An 18,386-nucleotide genomic window follows, 5' to 3' on the forward strand; every position below is an offset into this window, starting at 1 on the left:
CTTTTCCAATTAAGGCGATTTTTGTCCCGCAAGCGGATATGCGGCCCCATATAATCGGCTAATCAGCCCCCTACGGGCGGGTTTCGGCTTTCTGGCTTTACCTTTTTCGATACGCACGCATCCATGCACTTTCCTACCGTCGCCCTGATCGGCAGATACCAGGACACCGGCCTGGACACACCGCTGAGAGCCCTTGCGCACGCGCTGACGCAAGCGGGCAGGCACGTGCTCATCGATGCCGATACCGCGCGCAATACCGGCCTGACCGAATACCCCGTTGCCACCCTCGAGGAAATCGGCCAGCGCGCGTCGCTGGCCGTCGTGATGGGCGGCGACGGCACCGTGTTGGGCGCGGGCCGCCACCTGGCGCCCTTCGGCGTGCCGCTGGTCGGCATCAACCACGGGCGGCTGGGCTTCATCACCGACATTCCGCTGCAAGACGCGCATGGCGCGCTGGCGCGCGTGCTCGAAGGCAGCTTCCAGATCGAAGAACGCATGCTGCTGGAAGGCAGCGTGTGGCGCGGTGACCAGAAGATGTATTCCGCGTCGGCCTTGAACGACGTCGTGCTGAACCGCGCCGGCCGCGGCGGCATGATCGAAGTGCGCGTAGAGCTGGACGGCGCCTTCATGTACACGCAGCGCGCCGACGGCCTGATCATCGCCACGCCCACGGGTTCCACCGCGTACGCCCTGTCGGCCAACGGCCCCATCCTGCACCCCGGCATGAACGCCATGGTGCTGGTCCCCGTCGCGCCGCAAACGCTGTCGAACCGCCCTATCGTCATCCCCGACACCGGCGTGCTGAACATGACCCTTACCGCCATGGGCCGGGTCGAAGTGGGCGCCAGCGTGCATTTCGACATGCAGACCTGGTCGGACCTGCAACCGGGCGACCGCATCGTCGTGCAGCGCGCGCCCTATACCATCCGCTTCGTGCACCCCGAGGGCTACAGCTTCTTTTCCACCCTGCGCCGCAAGCTGCACTGGAACCTGATGCCCCAAGCCACCGACAACGTAGAGTAGTTAGCGCCCCGACATGCTGCGCACCCTGCATATCCGCGACTTCGTCATCGTCGAACAGACCGAGATCCATTTCGGCGCCGGCTTCACCGTTTTCTCCGGCGAGACCGGCGCGGGCAAATCCATCCTGGTGGATGCGCTGGCGCTGACCTTGGGCGAACGCGGCGACGCCAGCATGCTGCGTGAAGGCGCGCCCCGCGCCGATATCACCGCCGTCTTCGACACGCCCAAGTCGCTGCACGCCTGGCTGGCCGAACGCGAGATCGACGCCGACGACGAACTGTCGCTGCGCCGCGTCATCGATGCGCAAGGCCGCAGCCGCGCCTATATCAACGGCACGCCCGCCACCGTCGCCCAGTTGCGCGAACTGGGCGACAGCCTGGTCGACATCCACGGCCAGCATGCCCATCAAAGCCTGATGCGCCCCGATGCCCAGCGCGACCTGCTCGACGCCCACGGCGGCCATGGCGATCTGCGCCAGGCCGTCGGCCAGGCATGGAAGCAATGGCGCGCGCTGGCGCGGCAGCTGGAAGCCGCGGAGAAAGACGCCGCCAGCCTGGCGACCGAGCGCGATCGCATCCAATGGCAGGTTCAAGAACTGGACCAGTTGGCGCTGGGCACGGACGAATGGGATTCGCTGCAATCCGAGCACACCCGGCTGTCGCATTCCCAATCCCTCCTGGACGGCGCCTCGCAGATCCTGGAAGCGCTGGACGGCGAAGGCGATTCCGCGCATCACCGCATCACGGCGGCCAACCACCGCATCCAGCAAATGCTGCGGCACGACCCCGGCCTGCAAGGCGTGCATGACGAACTGGAATCCGCCCGCATCGCGATCAGCGAAGCCGTATCCGACCTGAACAACTACGTCAGCCGCGTCGACCTGGACCCCAAGCGTCTGGCCGAGGTGGAGTCGCGCCTGGGCCTCGTGTTCGAGACCGCCCGCAAGTTCCGCGTCGAACCCGACGCCCTGTGCGAATTGCGCGACTCGCTGCATGCCGAGCTGGCCGCGTTGCAGGCCGCGGGCGACATCGATGCCCTGCGCGCCCAATTCTCCGCCGCCCAGGTGCAATACGATGCAGTGGCCGCCAAACTCACCACTGCCCGCCGCAAAGTCGCGAAAGACCTGGGCAAACAGGTCACGCAGGCCATGCAGACGCTGGCCATGCAAGGCGGCAAGTTCGAGCCCACGCTGGCGGCGTGCGCACCGTCCGCGCACGGCAACGAGCAGGTTGAATTCCTGGTGGCCGGCCACGCCGGCACCACGCCCCGGCCCCTGGCCAAGGTCGCCTCAGGCGGCGAACTGTCGCGCATCTCGCTGGCGTTGTCCGTCATCGCCAGCCGCGCGGCCCGCGTGCCCACGCTGATCTTCGACGAAGTCGACAGCGGCGTCGGCGGCGCGGTGGCGGAATCGGTCGGCAAACTGCTGCGTGAACTGGGCGAACGCCATCAGGTGCTGTGCGTCACCCACCTGCCGCAGGTCGCCGCCTGCGGCAACAACCAGTTCCTCGTCAGCAAGACCGAATCGCGCGGCACTACGCGCTCCAGCATCGAAGAGCTGGACGCCCCTGCCCGTGTCGAAGAGATCGCCCGCATGCTGGGCGGGATCAAGCTCACCGCCACGACGCGCGAACACGCCCGGGAAATGCTGGAAGGCTTCGGCCAACCCGCCGCCTGATCGCTGTCCGCCTCCGGATAACCCCCGTGGCCGTGCCCGGGGGTTTTTATTTGCCGTCCAACAAAAAGCCCCTTCTGATTGAAGGGGCTTTGAGACTCACGAACCCGCGGCGAGCGCGGCCGTAGGCCGTGGGACGAACGCAGGCGGCTTAGCGGCCTTTCAGGCAGCTGCCGCAGATGCCGTACAGCACCATCGCGTGGCTTTCCAACGCGAAGCCGTTGTCTTTGGCGATCTTTTGCTGGCGCTTTTCGATGTCCGGATCCGAAAACTCGACCACCTTGCCGCAGTTCGTGCAGATCAGGTGATCGTGGTGATCGCCGTCGTTGAGCTCGAACACGGCCTTGCCGCTGTCGAACTGGCTGCGGGCAAGAATGCCGGCCTGTTCGAACTGGGTCAGCACGCGGTAGACGGTCGCCAGGCCGATTTCGACGTTTTCGCCGATCAAGGCGCGGTAGACGTCTTCGGCGCTGAGGTGCCGCTGGTCGGATTTACGGAAAATATCAAGAATTTTCAGGCGGGGAAAAGTCGCCTTCAAACCCATGTTCTTCAGTTCGCTTTGGTCGCTCATGGTGTAATCGCTCTCCGTCCGCGTTGGCATGGGCAAGGATGTGGGGCGCGCCGCGAGCCGGCTCCCCTGAATTCATGCCGCCCCGCGGAACTATCCTTATGAAACCTTTATGATAACGGTTTTGTCTGCTTCCAAATAATAGGGGCGCGTAGTGTCCATGATTGCACGAATTCCCTCCCGCTCGCTGAAGACCGGATTGGCCGTTGCCGCCCTGGCCGTCGCCCTTGCCGGTTGCACGGGAGACAAGTGGGGCTTCCCCTACAAGGCTGGCGTCCAGCAAGGTAACTGGATCACCCAGGAACAGGTCGCCCTGCTGCAACCCGGCATGACGCGCGAACAAGTGCGCTTCGCGCTGGGCAGCCCCACGCTGACCAGCGTGCTGCACGCCAATCGCTGGGACTACCCCTACTACTACAAGCCCGGCTACGGCGAAGCCCGCGAACGCAAGTTCACCGTCTGGTTCGAAAACGACCGGCTGACCCGCTGGGAAGGCGACAAGCAGCCTGACCTGCAACCCTACCAGCTGAACACGCCCAGCTCCACGGCCGACGAAAAGGCCGACAAGCGCCTGGACCAGGACGAAGCCCGGCTGAAGGAAGAAGCGGAACAGAAGAAGCGCGACTCGGCCGCCCCGGTCAGCCCGCTGAACCAGTACCCCGGCCAGCCCGGCAACTCGCCCGAGCCGCTCCGCTAACCCCCTAGGATTCTTTTACATGCGTATTGCAATTGCCGGCGCCAGCGGCCGTATGGGCCAGATGCTGATCGATGCCGTCCTCAAGTCCACCGGCCTGCAACTGACGGTTGCGCTGGACCGCAAGGGCTCCACCGCCTTGGGCCAGGATGCCGGCGCACCGCTCGGCCAACAGACGGGCGTGCTCATCACCGACGACCTCGACGCGCTGGCCAAGGCCGACTGCCTGATCGACTTCACCCGCCCCGAAGGCACGCTCGAGCACTTGCAGGCCTGCGTGAAGCACGGCACGCGCGCCGTGATCGGCACCACCGGTTTCGACGACAACGGCCGCGCCGCGATCGACGTGGCCGCGCAAAAGATCGCCATCGTGTTCGCGCCCAACATGAGCGTCGGCGTCAACGCCACGCTCAAGCTGCTGGACATGGCGGCGCGCATCCTGAATTCCGGCTACGACGTCGAAGTGTTCGAAGCGCACCACCGCAACAAGGTCGACGCCCCCTCGGGCACCGCCTTGAAGATGGGCGAGACCATCGCGTCGGCCTGGGACGTTGCCCTGCCGGACGTGGCCACCTGGAGCCGCCACGGCGACACCGGCGTACGCAAGCCCGGCACCATCGGCTTCTCGGTCCTGCGCGGCGGCGATATCGTGGGCGATCACACCGTGTCGTTCTGCGGCATCGGCGAGCGCATCGAAATCACGCACCGCTCGGCCAGCCGCGCCACCTACGCGGAAGGCGCGCTGCGCGCTGCGCGCTTCCTGGAAGACAAGCACAACGGCTTGTATGACATGCAATCGGTGCTGGGCCTTTAAGGTCCCGCAAATACAAAAAGGATCCCTCGGGATCCTTTTTTTTTCGCCCGCGAGAGGCGGTCGGAGAAGAAGCGTTGGCCGTTCAGACCACCACGGGCTCCGGCTCCAGCGTGACGCCATAGCGTTCGGCGACAGCCTGCTGGATCGCGTGCGCCAAGCCCATGATGTCCGCGGCATTCGCCCCGCCGCGGTTCACCAGCACCAGCGCCTGCCGATCGTGCACGCCAGCCGCGCCCAACGCCCGCCCCTTCCAGCCGCATTGATCGATCAGCCAGCCTGCGGCCAGCTTGTAGCGACCGTCCGGCTGGGCATAGGACACGAGCCCTGGAAATTGCGTCACCAGGCTGTCGCGCACGCTGGCCGCCACGATGGGATTCTTGAAGAAGCTGCCCGCATTGCCGGTGACGGCGGGGTCGGGCAGCTTGGCGCGGCGGATTTCGCACACCGCATCGAAAATGTCGCGCGCCGTGGGCGTGCCTTGCGCCAGCCGCGCATGGCGCTGCAGGTCGGGATAGCCCAGCACCGGCCGCCAGGGCCGGGGCAACGCGAAACGCACGCTGACGATGACCCAGCGGCCCGGTGTGTCGTGCTTGAACGCGCTATCGCGGTAGGCAAAGCGGCAATCGGCCGCGCGCATTTCAACCAACCGCCCCGCCGGCACATCCCACGCAGTCAGGCTATGGAAGCGCTCTTCGAATTCCACGCCATAGGCGCCGATATTCTGCACCGGCGCGGCCCCCACCATCCCCGGGATCAACGCCAGGTTCTCCAAGCCGTCCCAGCCGTTGTGTACGCAGGTTTCCACGAAGCGGTGCCAGTTCTCGCCGCCCGCGGCCTCGACCAACCACGCGTCAGACCGCGCCTCCAGCAAGCGCACGCCCCTGAAAGCCACCTGCGCAACCAGGCCCGGCACCCGCTGGGGCAGTACCACATTGCTGCCGCCGCCTAGCACCAGGAGGGAGTCGGCTTGCCGCGCCAGCTCCGACAAGGCGGGCAATTGCGCAGGGTCGTCCAAGGTGACGAACGCCTCCGCACGGGACGCCAATCCCAGCGTATTCAGACGGGTCAGGTCTTGGGCAGTGGGGATTAACGCAACAGGGGCGGCGCTGGAGGGGGCAGGATTTGACATGGGTGCTACTGGCTATGCTATAGTTTCTGTCTTCGCTCATATTACTTGATTGAGTGTTTGGGCCTGATGTTCAAGCAACATCATGCTCATGACAAACTCAAAAAAATCATGTAAGATGCGCGCCTTCTGATCGATAACCAAGTTGATCAGAGTGCATAAGAAAAAGGTTCTGGATCGTTTTTTCAGAATCCACGCGGGAGTAGCTCAGTTGGTAGAGCGCAACCTTGCCAAGGTTGAGGTCGCGAGTTCGAGACTCGTCTCCCGCTCCAAATTCAGATTTGCAGCATTTTTCAGAAAATTCTGCGGATCATTAAAAAGGGCCTACGGGCCCTTTTTTCATGCCCGCTCGATATGCGTGCAGCAAGCATGGCCGCACATCCGCGGTACGTACATTCCCGGGCATGCCGCACTCCCCTGCCCCCGCCTTCAATCCCTTGCTTGCCATCTTGTCCGGCCTGTCGCTTGTTGCGGGCGTGATCGCGGGCATTGCCGGCCTCGCCACGAACTCCTCAGGCGGCATGTTCGCGAACCTGGCCTTGGCACTGGGGTTGATGGGGCTGGGCCTGGGAAACGCCATATCGTTCCTATGCAACCTGCTGGCCTGGCGATTGGGCGCGCGCTTGCGGTGGCTGCGGATCGTACTGATCATCCAAGCCCTGCCCACTATCGCCTTTGCCGCCGTCGCCTGCAAAGCCGTCTGGGACAACTGGCAGGACCGCCGCAGCCTCCAGCAACGCAGCGCCATCTGGAACGCAGTGCGTAGCGACGACGTCGCCGCCCTGACCTTGGCGCAGCAATCCTGCGCCGCGGCATGCCGCGAAGGAATCACCGACCAGGGCCTGCTGATGACCGCGACAATGGCACGCGCCCACCAAGTGGCCAGCCACCTGATCGCACAAGGCGCGACGGTCAGCGCCAGTCTGACCGCGCCCTCTATGGACCTGCACACCTGCGAAGGCCGGTACCTGCCGGCGCTTTCCGCCTTGAGCGTCGCGATCGCCAAGCGCGACGACGCGCTCGTGGCCTTGCTGCTGCCCGCAAGCGACATGTCGGCGCGGCGCGAGGCAATGTGGACAGCGGCGACACTCGATCGCCTGGACACCGTGAAGATGCTCGCCGCCAATGGCGTGCCGCTGACCTTGCGCGGCAAGACCCTGGACCAGAACGACACCCTGCTCGTGGCGGCCGCAGGCGGCGCCGCGACGACAGTCGGCAGATGGCTCATCGACACCCAGGGCTTGCAGGTAGACGCCATCATCCATGGCCCAGACCCCTATCCTGGCACCGCGCCCATCACCGCCTTGTCCGATTTCATGCGCGATACGCAATCGCCGCGCGCAGTCGAGTTCCTGCGCCTGCTGCGCGCGCATGGCGCGGATCTAGACGCCCGGCCTCGCAACGGCACCTCCGCGCTTGAGGAGGCCGTGCGCATAGGCAGAAAACCGGTCGCGACCCAACTGATCGATGCGGGCGCGAACCCAGCCCTCTTGCCGGCTGCGTCGCGAACGCGCCTGGCCGAGTTGCTGGTCGGCCCGGACGAGCCTGCATTTCCCAAGCGCCGGACCGATTGCGTTCCTCCCTGAGTGGCCGGATATCAAACCTTCGGCAGAGCCGGGTGCAGGCGGGAGCACAACCTTCGCCCCGCTGGGCATAATCGATAGTCTTCCCGGCCGCGCGTGACGCACCCTCGGCCAATCTCCAGGAGGCCTGCGCCATGAAGGCAACTAGCCGCGCGGTGTTGCTGCACCGCTTGAAAACCGCCAGCTACGCGATCGGTTCCGTCGTACTGATCAGCTGGGTCACTGATGCGCTGAACGAAGGGCTCATGTTCAAGCCGCTGCTGCGCTACTTCTACCCAGCCGCGGTCGAAAACTATTTGCACCCGTTCACAGACCGCCCCAGCCTGATGATCTGGCTGATGCCCTTGCTGTTGGCGCTGCTGCTGATGTTCGCCTCTTCGATGATGACGGTACATCACTTCAAACGGCGCATCCTGTACCGGATGAGCCCTCCGATCGCATCTCCGAAACCGGACCACCTGATCACGCTTGCGACCGGCGACCCGGCGCTACGCGGCCTCCCCCGCACCGCCCGGCACCCCACGCTGCATGCACTGTACCGGCAAACCAGCGAACTGGTGCCACTGGAAGCCGTTTGCGCCGCCGCGGACATCGCGTTGCACGCCCACGCCTTGCCCGATACCCGCGACATCCGCCAGCTGACCCTGCGGCTTGACCGCATCCTCGCGCAGATACGCCGCAAGGCGGACCCCGCAGCGAGCATCGCATTCGACCTTGGCAGCCTGCCGCCCGAACTGGCCAGCGCGGCCACGATCGCATGCCTGGAGAACAGCGTGATGCTGTGCTATCTGGATGCGCAACAGCAACTGCGCACGCACCGCGTCATATGCGAAATAAGCGATTGAGCCGACCGGCCCAGCCACGAAATTCGACCTTATTACCCTCGCCGCGTGCAAACTTTTTAAATTTCTGTATACTTCCGCCTCTCTTGCAAAGAACAACTTTTGGATTGCATCAATCCACCTGTTTTTCAGCGCAGGGAAATGCGGGAGTAGCTCAGTTGGTAGAGCGCAACCTTGCCAAGGTTGAGGTCGCGAGTTCGAGACTCGTCTCCCGCTCCAGATTTCGATTCGCAGCGTTTCTTTGAAAATTCTGTGTATAATCGCTGTCTTTGGTGGAAACGGCCAAGCGAGAAGTCATCGCGAATTTCACCACTGCATGCAGCAATGCACGCAGCAAGTACTACAAAGCAGTACAAAGCAGTACCCAAGCGGGAGTAGCTCAGTTGGTAGAGCGCAACCTTGCCAAGGTTGAGGTCGCGAGTTCGAGACTCGTCTCCCGCTCCAAATACAAAAAGGAAGCAACGGCCAACACCGCGCTTCCTTTTTTCTTGCAAGTGCTGGCGCAATGGCAGAGTGGTTATGCAGCGGATTGCAAATCCGTGTACGTCGGTTCGATTCCGGCTTGCGCCTCCAGCATCTTTCCCCCCTCCCCCAGCATCTCGTTACGCATCCCTACGCGCTGTCAATCGAATGATTGCTATGGTGACGCCGTTTTCATCTGACGTCGAACCCATGCACCGCATTCTGAATTCCCGCGCCTGTTCCCGCGCTTGTTCCCCATTGCTGGCCTTGTCGGCCGCCGCCGTGCTGTCGCTTGCGCCGTTGGCGGCCGAAGCCGATTCCGATCGCCACCACCATCGCCACGGTCGCGAGTACAAAGAGAAGTACTGGGAAGGCAACTGCAGGGTCGAGCGCAAATGGAAGCGCAACGGCGAATACCAGGAAAAGCGCAAATGCCGTGACGACTACCGTCAGGGCTACATGGCGCCGCCACAAGTCGTCATGCCCATGGCGGCGCCGGCCATCATCATCAACCCGCCCCCCATCATCATCCGGCCCTGAACATGGATCAATCGGTGAAGGACGCAATCGCCCGCTGGCCCGATGTGCCAGCGGTATTCGGATGGCTGTCGCTGGACGGCCGCGGCCGCTGGCGCCTGCACCCGCAAGGCCAGGCTGCACAAGGCGGCGAGGGCGAATCCATCACCAACAGTCAGATCCTGGATTTCATCAGCCGCAACTATGAACACGACGACGCGGGCCGCTGGTTCTTCCAGAACGGGCCGCAGCGCGTCTTCCTGCGCCTGGACGCCGCCCCGTTCGTCTTGCGCCTGAGCGACGACAGCCGCCGCCTGCTCACCCACACAAACGTGCCGGTCGAATCCATCAGCGGATGGTGGCTGGATGATGCTGGCCAACTGTATGCGATGACGCCGGCAGGCGGCGCGATCGTGCTGGACCGAGACCTGCCCGCGCTGCTGGAAAAGCTGGTGTCGGATACTGGCGCGCCCTTGCTTGACGCGCTGGCCGACCTGCCCACGGGCCACGTGATTCAGGCGTCATGGCCCGACGTCTACCCGGCCGCGCCGCTGCAAGCGATAGCCCGGAATGCCGTTGCGCAGGCACTGGGATTCGATCCCAATCCCCGCGCGACGCAAGACTGATCCGGCCAAGCCGGATCGACACCCAAGATCAGAACATGCCGTTGGTGTTGGCGGACTGCTCCGGGATGGGCTGCACCGCATCCCAATGCTCGACGATCTTGCCTTGCTCAAGCCGGAAGATATCGATGATGGCATTGCCGCGCGTGCCCGGCTCGCGCACCGCGTGCACATGCAGGATCACGTAATCGCCATCCGTGAAGACACGCTTGATCTCGCTATGTGATTTGGGGAATTTGTCGCGCAGGAAGGCGACGAACTTGCGGAAGCCTTCGGGGCCGTCGGCCGCGTTCGGGTTGTGCTGCACGTAGCGGTCGCCCACATACTTCAGCGCCGCGTCCGCATCCTTCTGGTTCAGCCCCTTTTCGTAGAAGGCCAGCACCGCGGCCTTGTTGGCGGCTTCTTGCTCGGGACTTGCCTGGGCGACGGGCGATAAGACGGCGGCCAGGAGCAAGGCGCCCGCGGCGCGTCGGATCAATCGCATCGAAACAATCATCAAGACTCCTGAAGGGAAAAAAGGCGGCCGGCTCATTCTATGAGCCGGCCGCCCCATCAACCATGACCGCCTCGGTAGACAGTCTGGTGCGCGCAGCGATCAGCCGCGGCCGCTTTTGACCAGCGCAAATTTGCCGTCGCCCAGCAACGCCAGCACGGCGGCGCCCACGGTCAGGAAGATCGGATATTCCCAGCCGCCGCCCGCATTGCTGAAGCCCCAGCCATTGCCGAAGTGGACGGTAGACGCCACGAACAACTGCACCACGGCAATGGCAGCCACCCAGCGCGGCACGATGCCCAGGATCAGCAGCGCGCCCGCAGCAACTTCGAAGAACGTGACCGGGTAGGCCAGCCAACCGGCAAAGCCGATCTTGGCAAAGAACTGCGCGGTGCCAGGCAGCGTGAACACCAGCAACTTGGTCAGGCCGTGGGCCAGGAACATGACGCCGAGGGCGACACGCAGCAACAGCGCGGCGTAGGGCGCGGTACGGGTATCAATCATTGGGCTCTCCTTGAGCGGTTCAGGAATCGCCCGATACGGGAAGATTCATCTTGGGCGCTATTCTTGCGATTCCAAAAACAAAGATAAACATGCAGAATTGCAAATTATTGTTCCCCGTTAGGAAACAATCTTGGACACCCATACCGCCATGCAGACCTTCGCCAAGGTCGTGGAACTGGGCTCATTCGCGGCTGCCGCCGACAAGATGGGCCAAGCCCGGTCCGTCGTGACCCGGCAGATCGCCTATCTGGAGCAGAAGTACGGCGTGCGCCTCTTGAACCGCACCACGCGCAAGCTCAGCATGACCGACGCCGGGCGCGCCTTCTATGACCGCGTGCGCCCCATCCTGGCCGAAGTGGCCGACCTGGAGCTGTCGCTGCAGGCCGAAGGGCAACGCCCCAGCGGCCGCCTGCGGGTCAGTGCACCGGTGTCGTTCGGCATCCTGCACCTGGGCCCCGCCATTGCCGAATATCTGCAGCGCTATCCCGACGTCGTCATCGACCTGGACCTCAACGACCGGGTGGTCGACCTGGTCGAGGACGGCTATGACGTGGCGGTGCGCATCGGCCCGCTATTGGATTCTTCGCTGGTGGCCCGCCCCCTGGCGCCGCAGCAATTGCGGGTCTGCGCCGCGCCCGCCTACCTGAAGCGCCACGGCACGCCCAAGACGCCCGAAGACCTGAAGCAGCACCGCTGCCTGCACTACGCCTACGCCAGCACCGGCAATGAATGGCATTTCGAGAAAGATGGGGTGACACATCTGGTCCGCGTGAATGCAGCGCTGCGCGCCAATAACGGCGACGTGCTGCGCACCGCCTCGCTGGCGGGGCACGGGGTCATCCTGCAGCCTGAATTCCTGGTGGGCGACGATATCCGTGCCGGGCGGCTCGTGACGCTGCTGGCCGACTACGCACACACCCCGATCTCCATGTACGCCATTTATCCCCACCGGCGCTTCCTGTCGCCCAAGGTGCGGTCTTTCGTCGAACACCTGGAAGCGCGCTTCGGCGTCCCGGCCCCTGCCGCCCCGGGGCGGCGCGCCACTGCCCGCCGCAGCCGTTAGAATCCTACCCATGACCGCGAAACCGTCCATCGAATACTTCCCCGCCCCCCGCCGTTCGCTTTTTTGCAGCCAGTGCGGCACGCCCGTCAATCGCCGGGTGCCGGAAGGCGACAACCGTGAACGCGACATCTGCGATCACTGCGGCGCGATCCACTACCAGAATCCGCGCCTGGTGGTCGGCACGGTCCCGGTCTGGGAAAACCGCATCCTGCTTTGCCGGCGCGCGATCGAGCCGCGCTACAACACCTGGACGCTGCCCGCCGGCTTCATGGAGCTGGGCGAGAGCACCGCGCAGGGCGCGGCCCGCGAAACGCTGGAGGAATCCGGCGCGCGCATCCAGCTGGGCGAGCTCTACACCTTGATCGACCTGCCCCAAATCGACCAGGTGCACGTGTTCTACCTGGCCCAGGCGTTGGGCCCTGAACTGGATCCCGGCCCCGAAAGCCTGGAAGCCCGCTGGTACGACGAAGCCGAGATCCCCTGGGACGATCTGGCGTTCCGTACGGTCGCCACGACGCTGCGGCACTACTTTGAAGACCGCAAGCAAGGCGTCTTCGTCCCCCACCACTACACCCTCGAATCGCACCGTTGAAGCTGCCCTGGCTTGCCGCCGACACCCCGTTTCCACCAGCCGAATTCGCGCTGACGGATCCTGATGGCCTGCTGGCGGCAGGGGCGGACTTGTCCCAGGAGCGCCTGATCCAGGCCTACTCCAACGGCATCTTCCCCTGGTATTCGGAAGGCGAGCCCGTGCTGTGGTGGAGTCCCGATCCCCGCATGGTACTGGCAGTGAAGGATTTTTCCCCTTCGCATTCACTGCGCAAGCTGCTGCGCCAGATCGCCAGCCAGGAACATGACGCATCGCCCCGGGTGCAGGTGCGCGTGGACACCGTCTTCCCGCAGGTGATGGCGCACTGCGCCGCCCCGCGCGATGGCCAGCCCGGCACCTGGATCACCAGCGCCATGCAGCAGGCCTACGCGGGCTGGCACCAGGCCGGGTACGTGCACAGCATCGAAACCTGGATCGATGGCGAGCTTGCCGGCGGCCTGTACGGCATCAGCCTGGGGCGCATGTTCTTCGGTGAATCCATGTTCACCCGCGTGCCCAACGCGTCGAAGATCGCGCTGGCCTACCTGGTGCGCTACCTGAGCAGCCACGGCGTGCAATGCATCGATTGCCAGCAGCAGACGCGGCATCTGGCCAGCCTGGGCGCCCGGCCCATCGCACGGACCCGCTTTCTGCAGCACGTGCGCCAGGCGACGGCAGACGCGCCCATCCCGTGGACGCGGGGCATCCTGGACAGCGGTGGACGCCTGTTGCCCGATGCCGCATCCGACGCCAACTTAGGCGTTAATATGTAGCCATCCCGTCGCGGACTTGCCGTCGCGATGCGTAATTCCCCATGAGCCAGCTCAAAGAACTTCCCTTCTCCACGCTGCAGTTCTACGCAACCGCTCCCTACCCTTGCAGCTACCTGCCGGGTCGACAGGCTCGGTCGCAGGTCGCCGCGCCCGGCCATCTGATCAACGCGGGCACGTACTCGCAGCTGGTCGAGCAAGGCTTTCGCCGTAGCGGGCTGTTCACCTACCGCCCCCATTGCGACAACTGCCAGGCCTGTGTGCCCGTGCGCGTGGATACCGCCGGGTTTGCGCCCAACCGCAGCCAGCGCCGCGCCTGGCGCGACCACCAGAACCTGCAGTCCTTCGTGGCCGAACTGGCGTGGTCGCCCGAACATTACCGTCTGTATACGCGTTATCAACAGGGCCGGCACCCGGGCGGCGGCATGGACGAAGATAGCCGCACCCAATATGCGCAGTTCCTGCTCACCAGCCGCGTGAACACGCGCCTGGTGGAATTCCGCGACCCCGACGGGGTGCTGATGATGGTGTCCATCATCGACGTGCTGGATGATGGCTTGTCGTCGGTCTATACCTTCTACGATCCCGATATCGAAGGCAGCCTGGGCACCTACAGCATCCTGTGGCAGATCGAGCAGTGCCGCAACCTGAACCTGCCCTGGCTGTACCTGGGCTATTGGATCGAGGACAGTCGCAAGATGTCCTATAAATCCAGTTTCCACCCCGCGCAATTCCTGTCCGACGGCGAATGGCGCGACCGGGTCGTTCCGTCCCCCTGATTTCTTCCTCCCGCGTGCCTGCAAGCCCGCGGCCCTGGCCGCAAGGCTGGCGAAATTCGCTCTACAATTCCGCCCCATGTCTATCCTCTTCCACGCCTATCCCCTGGCCCGCCCGGCGCTGTTCGCCATGGACGCGGAAACCGCCCACGAAGTCACGCTGTCGGGGCTGCAACGCGCCTATGAGTGCGGCGCCACGCGCAAGCTGATGCACGCGCAGCCCAAGGCGCCCAGCACGCTGATGGGCATGCAGCTGGCCAACCCGATCGGGCTGGCGGCAGGCCTGGACAAGAACGGCGCCTATATCGACGCGCTGGGCAATCTGGGGTTTGGCTTCATCGAGGTCGGCACGGTCACCCCGCGCGCGCAACCCGGCAACCCGAAGCCGCGCATGTTCCGCCTGCCGCGCGCCAACGCGCTCATCAACCGGCTGGGCTTCAACAACCAGGGCCTGGACGCGTTCCTGGCCAATGTGCAGCGCAGCCAGTGGCGCAAGCAAGGCGGCATCCTGGGCCTGAATATCGGCAAGAACGCCGATACGCCCATCGAGCGCGCGGCCGACGACTATCTGATCGGCCTGGAAGGCGTGTACCCCCATGCCGACTACGTGACGGTGAATATCTCGTCGCCCAACACCAAGAACCTGCGCGCGCTGCAAAGCGGCGACGAACTGTCGGCGCTGCTGGCGCAATTGGCGGACAAGCGCCGGGCGCTGGAAGACCAGCACCAGCGCCGCGTGCCGATGGCGGTGAAGATCGCCCCCGACCTGACGCAGGAGCAGATCGACGCGATCGCCGACACGCTGCCGCGCCATGGCATCGACGGCGTCATCGCCACCAACACCACCCTGTCGCGCGATTCGGTCGCGGGCCAGGCGCACGCGGACGAAGCCGGCGGCCTGTCGGGCGCGCCGGTGCATGAACTGTCATTGAAGGTGATCCGCCGCCTGAAGGAACAGTTGGGCAACAGCCTGGCCATCATCGGCGTGGGCGGCGTGCTGTCGGGCCAGCAGGCCCGCGAAAAAATGGCCGCCGGCGCCGATGCCGTGCAGCTGTACACCGGCCTGATCTATCGGGGCCCCGCGCTGGTGGCGGAATGCGTGCGCGCGGTGGCCAAAAAATAAAGCTTGGCCGCCCCCTAAAAACCCCCTAAGGGCCCCTAAGAGCCTCCTACCGGGCGCTTTTTCGTCAAAGCGGCCACACAAAAAAAAGGGGCCACCCGGTGGGTGGCCCTAATTCCAGCTCTGCTCTGTCACTCAACAGTACTACATTACTGCGATTTACGCAGCATCGCGCGTCAGAGACTTAGGCGCTGCGACGGCTGCGGTTGGCAACCTTGGTGGCGGCATCGGCGGCATCCGTTGCAGCCTTGAAGGTCGCGTTGGCGGCGGCATTCAGGTTCGATTCGGCGACTTCAGCAGCCTGCTTGGCGGCCTTGGTGACGGAATCGTAGGCGCTGGTCGCGGTGGCCAGCGAGGACTTGAACAGGGCAACGGCGCTTTCCGAGCCAGCCGGGGCGTTCTTCGAGAACTGGTCGACGGCTTCGCTCAGCTGTTGCTGGCCTTCGGCGATCTGTTCTTCGGTCAGCTTGACCAGGCTGCCTTGGACGCCGGCAACGATGTCATACACGTGCTTGGTGTAAGCCATGGCCTTTTCGGCGCCCGGCTGCAGCAGACCGGAGGCGAACGCCGCGGCTTCTTGCGGGTCCTTCACTTCGGCGGCTTGTTGCGAACGCTGGGCGACTTCGTCCAGGGTGGCGCGAACGACCTTCAGGTTCAGCTCGACCAGCTTTTCAAAGCCAGCGAAAACGGCGGACTGGGCGGCCACGAAAGTATTGATGCTGGCCTTTTGACGGTCCAGAACTTGTTGCGGAATTGCGCTCATAGGATGCTCCTTTGTGGGTAGCCGGAAGCTTCCGGCAAGTCAGGATGGTTGTCTGCGACGAAAAATAAAAACGTGCGCGGAAACTGGTACTACAAGCTACCGCCGGCCCGTTTGATGCACTGCACAATTCACATTCTAGACTGGCAGGATTTCTTGTCAAGCAGTTTTTGTGCAACGCAACAAGTATTTGCACTTTAACGGTGCACGCCCCTGCACGACTTTGATCTTGCTCAAGAATTTCCCATGATTCGGGAAATACCGGACATGACGGCGTATCAATTCTTTTCTAAACTGCTTTCACGCTGATGACAGACAAATACAAATCAAAAGTCAGCGGTCAAAACTAAATCGCAGCAAGCAAAACCCTGCAATTGGAGACTTCATGACCCTAATTCCCCGCACGCTTTCGGCCCTGCTCGCGGCCAGCGCCATGCTCGCGGCCGGCGCCGCCCACGCGGAATATCCGGAGCGCCCCATCAATATGGTGGTGCCATTCGCTGCAGGCGGCCCGACCGACAACGTCGCCCGCTCGCTGGCGGAAGCCATGCGGCCGAGTCTGGGCCAGACAGTTGTGGTCGAAAACAAGGGGGGTGCCGGCGGCACCATCGGCACGACGCAAGTCGCCCGCGCCCAGCCGGACGGCTATTCCATCCTGCTGATGCACGCCGGCTTCTCCACCGCGCCGTCGCTGTACAAGAACCCCGGCTACGACCCGTACAAGAGCTTTGAGCCCATCGGCCTGGTCGTTGACGTGCCCATGACCATCATCGCGCGCTCGGACTTCCCGCCCAACAACATCAAGGAACTGGCCGAGTACGTCAAACAGAACAAGGACAAGGTCTCGCTGGCCAACGCCGGCATCGGCGCCGCCAGCCATCTGTGCGGCACCATGCTGGTCGAAGCGCTGGGCGTGCAACTGCTGACGATCCCCTACAAGGGCACTGCGCCTGCCATGAACGACCTGCTGGGCAAGCAGGTTGACCTGCTATGCGACCAGACCACCAACACCACGCAGCAGATCGAAAGCGGCAAGGTCAAGGCCTACGCCGTGACCAGCCTGAAGCGCGTCCCCACGCTGCCCAATCTGCCCACCATGGACGAGTCCGGCTACAAGGGCTTTGACGTGGGCATCTGGCACGGAATGTGGGTGCCGAAGGGCACGCCCAAGCCCGTCGTGGACAAGCTGATCAAGAGCCTGCAAACGGGTCTGGCCGACCCCAAGTTCCAGGACCGCATGAAGCAACTGGGCGCCACCGTGCTGACTACCGAGGCGAACCCGCAAGCGCTGGACGCCAAAGTCAAGCAGCAAGTGCCCCAGTGGGCCGAGCTGTTCAAGAAGGCTGGCGTCGAACAGCAATAACGCCGCTGGCATAAGAAAAAGCCCCTTGAGTATTCAAGGGGCTTTTTTTCGGAATGGCGCGGGCGCTGCTTGATGGGTTGCGCGCGCTCCAGGCCCAATTTCCATGGAACTGGCCTCTCGCGCTTCACCCATCCTACGGGCGCAGTGCTTCCGCCGCCATCCCCAAGCCGTTGAAACCGGTGGACACGGACGGTTCGTAACCCAAGGCTTCGGAAATGCTGGCCGCGGTGTCAACCAAGGCCTTGATCCAGTCGTCCTGCAGGCGTTCGGCCGGCGCCGAAATCGACAGGCCCGCCACCAGCTTGCCGGTGTCGTCGAAAATGCCGGCGGCAATGCACCGCACGCCAAGCTCCAGCTCTTCGTTATCGCGCGCATAGCCATGGCGGCGCACCAGGGCCAGCTCGCGCTCCAGGCGGTCCAGGTCGGTCAGGCTGTTGCGCGTGTGGCCGGCCAGACCGGTGCGCAGCGCATAGGCGCGTACCTGGCGCGTATCGCCGGTGGACAGGAACAGCTTGCCGGTAGAGGTCAGGTGCAAGGGCGCGCGGCCGCCGATGGCGCGCACCACCTGCATGCCCGAGCGTTCGCTCCAGGCGCGGTCGATGTAGACGATCTCGTCGCCCTGCTGGACCGACAGGTTGATGGTCTGCCCCGTCAGCTTATGCAGCGAGCGCATGGCCGAAATCGCCGCTTCACGCACGTTCAGGCGCCCTTTCACCAGCGAACCCAGTTCCAGCAGACGCATGCCCAGCTGGTACAGGCCGTTATCGACGCGTTCGACATAGCGACCCACGACCAGGTCGTTCAGGATGCGGTGCGCCGTGGAAGCATGCAGGCCGGTGGTCGCCGACAGTTCTTTGAGCGTGACCGGGTCCTGCTGGGCGGCCAGGGCATCCAGGAGGCGCATGGCGCGCTCGATCACCTGGATCGCGATGGGATGGGCGGGAGCGCCTTCGGTTTCGGCGTCCAGGGGATTGCGGGGGGGCGAAAGACGGGGCATAGGGGAAGGTTGGGGCTCGCGCCGCGCC

20 protein-coding genes and 4 tRNA genes are annotated in these 18,386 nt (G+C 64.1%); 18 read left to right on the forward strand and 6 right to left on the reverse strand.

All coding sequences use genetic code 11. The features are described 5' to 3' along the window. The first annotated feature begins 123 nt into the window (after positions 1 to 123). Together AC27VE_RS00905 and recN are read left to right on the forward strand one after the other, a co-directional pair. Positions 124 to 1,023, forward strand: coding sequence for an NAD kinase (locus AC27VE_RS00905; RefSeq protein WP_006223541.1), 900 nt, complete (start codon positions 124 to 126; stop codon positions 1,021 to 1,023). Between the two features lie 13 nt (positions 1,024 to 1,036). Next, a complete protein-coding gene (recN, locus tag AC27VE_RS00910) occupies positions 1,037 to 2,698 on the forward strand; it encodes a DNA repair protein RecN (protein WP_280025870.1) in 1,662 nt (553 codons plus the stop codon). Between the two features lie 148 nt (positions 2,699 to 2,846). Here recN and fur read toward each other — a convergent pair whose 3' ends face one another. Next, on the reverse strand, positions 2,847 to 3,266 hold the full coding sequence (fur, locus tag AC27VE_RS00915; protein WP_006223539.1) for a ferric iron uptake transcriptional regulator: 420 nt from the start codon (positions 3,264 to 3,266) through the stop codon (positions 2,847 to 2,849). Positions 3,267 to 3,423: 157 nt separating this feature from the next. On the opposite strand from fur, the gene AC27VE_RS00920 reads away from it, so the two are divergent. Both AC27VE_RS00920 and dapB read left to right on the forward strand, forming a co-directional pair. Next, entirely contained in the window at positions 3,424 to 3,960 is a 537-nt protein-coding gene (locus AC27VE_RS00920) for an outer membrane protein assembly factor BamE (RefSeq protein ID WP_035212739.1), read from the forward strand. Between the two features lie 19 nt (positions 3,961 to 3,979). Continuing rightward, complete coding sequence (dapB, locus tag AC27VE_RS00925) at positions 3,980 to 4,771, forward strand: 4-hydroxy-tetrahydrodipicolinate reductase (protein ID WP_315138808.1); 792 nt, start codon at positions 3,980 to 3,982, stop codon at positions 4,769 to 4,771. 82 nt (positions 4,772 to 4,853) lie between these two features. On the opposite strand, the gene murB is transcribed toward dapB, so the two are convergent. Beyond that, on the reverse strand, positions 4,854 to 5,900 hold the full coding sequence (murB, locus tag AC27VE_RS00930; RefSeq protein ID WP_488702833.1) for a UDP-N-acetylmuramate dehydrogenase: 1,047 nt from the start codon (positions 5,898 to 5,900) through the stop codon (positions 4,854 to 4,856). A 193-nt stretch (positions 5,901 to 6,093) separates the two neighbouring features. Here murB and AC27VE_RS00935 point away from each other — a divergent pair. The 8 genes from AC27VE_RS00935 to AC27VE_RS00970 all read left to right on the forward strand — a co-directional run bounded on the left by AC27VE_RS00935 (position 6,094) and on the right by AC27VE_RS00970 (position 9,926). Next, positions 6,094 to 6,169 (forward strand) — tRNA-Gly (locus AC27VE_RS00935). 132 nt (positions 6,170 to 6,301) lie between these two features. Next, entirely contained in the window at positions 6,302 to 7,483 is a 1,182-nt protein-coding gene (locus AC27VE_RS00940; protein WP_488702834.1) for an ankyrin repeat domain-containing protein, read from the forward strand. A gap of 131 nt (positions 7,484 to 7,614) precedes the next feature. Further along, the gene (locus AC27VE_RS00945) at positions 7,615 to 8,325 is read left to right on the forward strand and encodes a hypothetical protein (RefSeq protein ID WP_488702835.1); all 711 of its coding nucleotides are present in this window, start codon (positions 7,615 to 7,617) and stop codon (positions 8,323 to 8,325) included. Between the two features lie 140 nt (positions 8,326 to 8,465). After that, a tRNA-Gly gene (locus tag AC27VE_RS00950) sits at positions 8,466 to 8,541 on the forward strand. 149 nt (positions 8,542 to 8,690) lie between these two features. Continuing rightward, a tRNA-Gly gene (locus AC27VE_RS00955) sits at positions 8,691 to 8,766 on the forward strand. A gap of 55 nt (positions 8,767 to 8,821) precedes the next feature. Beyond that, positions 8,822 to 8,895 (forward strand) — tRNA-Cys (locus tag AC27VE_RS00960). A gap of 99 nt (positions 8,896 to 8,994) precedes the next feature. Further along, entirely contained in the window at positions 8,995 to 9,324 is a 330-nt protein-coding gene (locus tag AC27VE_RS00965; RefSeq protein WP_488702836.1) for a hypothetical protein, read from the forward strand. 2 nt (positions 9,325 to 9,326) lie between these two features. Beyond that, positions 9,327 to 9,926, forward strand: a complete 600-nt coding sequence (locus AC27VE_RS00970) for a DUF2946 family protein (RefSeq protein WP_488702837.1) — start codon at positions 9,327 to 9,329, stop codon at positions 9,924 to 9,926. Positions 9,927 to 9,954: 28 nt separating this feature from the next. Here AC27VE_RS00970 and AC27VE_RS00975 read toward each other — a convergent pair whose 3' ends face one another. Both AC27VE_RS00975 and AC27VE_RS00980 read right to left on the reverse strand, forming a co-directional pair. Beyond that, entirely contained in the window at positions 9,955 to 10,419 is a 465-nt protein-coding gene (locus AC27VE_RS00975) for a nuclear transport factor 2 family protein (RefSeq protein WP_280025880.1), read from the reverse strand. 99 nt (positions 10,420 to 10,518) lie between these two features. Beyond that, the gene (locus AC27VE_RS00980) at positions 10,519 to 10,920 is read right to left on the reverse strand and encodes a DoxX family protein (protein ID WP_006227706.1); all 402 of its coding nucleotides are present in this window, start codon (positions 10,918 to 10,920) and stop codon (positions 10,519 to 10,521) included. A gap of 130 nt (positions 10,921 to 11,050) precedes the next feature. Between AC27VE_RS00980 and AC27VE_RS00985 the strand changes: the two genes are divergently transcribed. The 5 genes from AC27VE_RS00985 (at position 11,051) to AC27VE_RS01005 (ending at position 15,241) form a co-directional block, all read left to right on the forward strand. Beyond that, on the forward strand, positions 11,051 to 11,983 hold the full coding sequence (locus AC27VE_RS00985) for a LysR family transcriptional regulator (RefSeq protein ID WP_006227705.1): 933 nt from the start codon (positions 11,051 to 11,053) through the stop codon (positions 11,981 to 11,983). 10 nt (positions 11,984 to 11,993) lie between these two features. After that, positions 11,994 to 12,575, forward strand: coding sequence for an NUDIX hydrolase (locus AC27VE_RS00990; RefSeq protein WP_280025882.1), 582 nt, complete (start codon positions 11,994 to 11,996; stop codon positions 12,573 to 12,575). After that, positions 12,572 to 13,345: a leucyl/phenylalanyl-tRNA--protein transferase gene (aat, locus tag AC27VE_RS00995; protein ID WP_006227702.1), complete on the forward strand. Its 774-nt coding sequence runs from the start codon at positions 12,572 to 12,574 to the stop codon at positions 13,343 to 13,345. Before AC27VE_RS00990 ends, aat begins: the two co-directional genes overlap by 4 nt. Before the next feature lie 41 nt (positions 13,346 to 13,386). Continuing rightward, entirely contained in the window at positions 13,387 to 14,121 is a 735-nt protein-coding gene (locus AC27VE_RS01000; protein ID WP_006227701.1) for an arginyltransferase, read from the forward strand. A 76-nt stretch (positions 14,122 to 14,197) separates the two neighbouring features. Next, positions 14,198 to 15,241, forward strand: coding sequence for a quinone-dependent dihydroorotate dehydrogenase (locus AC27VE_RS01005; RefSeq protein WP_088587759.1), 1,044 nt, complete (start codon positions 14,198 to 14,200; stop codon positions 15,239 to 15,241). 181 nt (positions 15,242 to 15,422) lie between these two features. Here AC27VE_RS01005 and phaP read toward each other — a convergent pair whose 3' ends face one another. After that, positions 15,423 to 16,001, reverse strand: coding sequence for a TIGR01841 family phasin (phaP, locus tag AC27VE_RS01010; protein ID WP_006227698.1), 579 nt, complete (start codon positions 15,999 to 16,001; stop codon positions 15,423 to 15,425). 382 nt (positions 16,002 to 16,383) lie between these two features. Between phaP and AC27VE_RS01015 the strand changes: the two genes are divergently transcribed. Continuing rightward, positions 16,384 to 17,361, forward strand: coding sequence for a tripartite tricarboxylate transporter substrate binding protein BugD (locus AC27VE_RS01015; RefSeq protein WP_006227697.1), 978 nt, complete (start codon positions 16,384 to 16,386; stop codon positions 17,359 to 17,361). A gap of 133 nt (positions 17,362 to 17,494) precedes the next feature. Here the strand turns inward: AC27VE_RS01015 and AC27VE_RS01020 are convergent, their stop codons facing one another. Next, positions 17,495 to 18,358: an IclR family transcriptional regulator gene (locus AC27VE_RS01020; RefSeq protein WP_006227696.1), complete on the reverse strand. Its 864-nt coding sequence runs from the start codon at positions 18,356 to 18,358 to the stop codon at positions 17,495 to 17,497. Positions 18,359 to 18,386: the final 28 nt, after the last annotated feature.

The sequence above is a fragment of the Achromobacter sp. 18P8.1.1 genome (assembly GCF_057799415.1).

What these genes read in the sequence shown, in the direction of transcription:
- AC27VE_RS00905 (WP_006223541.1), top strand. Translation starts at nt 124, where the DNA reads ATGCACTTTCCTACCGTCGCCCTGATCGGCAGATACCAGGACACCGGC.
- recN (WP_280025870.1), top strand. Translation starts at nt 1,037, where the DNA reads ATGCTGCGCACCCTGCATATCCGCGACTTCGTCATCGTCGAACAGACC.
- fur (WP_006223539.1), bottom strand. Translation starts at nt 3,266, where the DNA reads ATGAGCGACCAAAGCGAACTGAAGAACATGGGTTTGAAGGCGACTTTT.
- AC27VE_RS00920 (WP_035212739.1), top strand. Translation starts at nt 3,424, where the DNA reads ATGATTGCACGAATTCCCTCCCGCTCGCTGAAGACCGGATTGGCCGTT.
- dapB (WP_315138808.1), top strand. Translation starts at nt 3,980, where the DNA reads ATGCGTATTGCAATTGCCGGCGCCAGCGGCCGTATGGGCCAGATGCTG.
- murB (WP_488702833.1), bottom strand. Translation starts at nt 5,900, where the DNA reads ATGTCAAATCCTGCCCCCTCCAGCGCCGCCCCTGTTGCGTTAATCCCC.
- AC27VE_RS00940 (WP_488702834.1), top strand. Translation starts at nt 6,302, where the DNA reads ATGCCGCACTCCCCTGCCCCCGCCTTCAATCCCTTGCTTGCCATCTTG.
- AC27VE_RS00945 (WP_488702835.1), top strand. Translation starts at nt 7,615, where the DNA reads ATGAAGGCAACTAGCCGCGCGGTGTTGCTGCACCGCTTGAAAACCGCC.
- AC27VE_RS00965 (WP_488702836.1), top strand. Translation starts at nt 8,995, where the DNA reads ATGCACCGCATTCTGAATTCCCGCGCCTGTTCCCGCGCTTGTTCCCCA.
- AC27VE_RS00970 (WP_488702837.1), top strand. Translation starts at nt 9,327, where the DNA reads ATGGATCAATCGGTGAAGGACGCAATCGCCCGCTGGCCCGATGTGCCA.
- AC27VE_RS00975 (WP_280025880.1), bottom strand. Translation starts at nt 10,419, where the DNA reads ATGATTGTTTCGATGCGATTGATCCGACGCGCCGCGGGCGCCTTGCTC.
- AC27VE_RS00980 (WP_006227706.1), bottom strand. Translation starts at nt 10,920, where the DNA reads ATGATTGATACCCGTACCGCGCCCTACGCCGCGCTGTTGCTGCGTGTC.
- AC27VE_RS00990 (WP_280025882.1), top strand. Translation starts at nt 11,994, where the DNA reads ATGACCGCGAAACCGTCCATCGAATACTTCCCCGCCCCCCGCCGTTCG.
- AC27VE_RS01000 (WP_006227701.1), top strand. Translation starts at nt 13,387, where the DNA reads ATGAGCCAGCTCAAAGAACTTCCCTTCTCCACGCTGCAGTTCTACGCA.
- AC27VE_RS01005 (WP_088587759.1), top strand. Translation starts at nt 14,198, where the DNA reads ATGTCTATCCTCTTCCACGCCTATCCCCTGGCCCGCCCGGCGCTGTTC.
- phaP (WP_006227698.1), bottom strand. Translation starts at nt 16,001, where the DNA reads ATGAGCGCAATTCCGCAACAAGTTCTGGACCGTCAAAAGGCCAGCATC.
- AC27VE_RS01015 (WP_006227697.1), top strand. Translation starts at nt 16,384, where the DNA reads ATGACCCTAATTCCCCGCACGCTTTCGGCCCTGCTCGCGGCCAGCGCC.
- AC27VE_RS01020 (WP_006227696.1), bottom strand. Translation starts at nt 18,358, where the DNA reads ATGCCCCGTCTTTCGCCCCCCCGCAATCCCCTGGACGCCGAAACCGAA.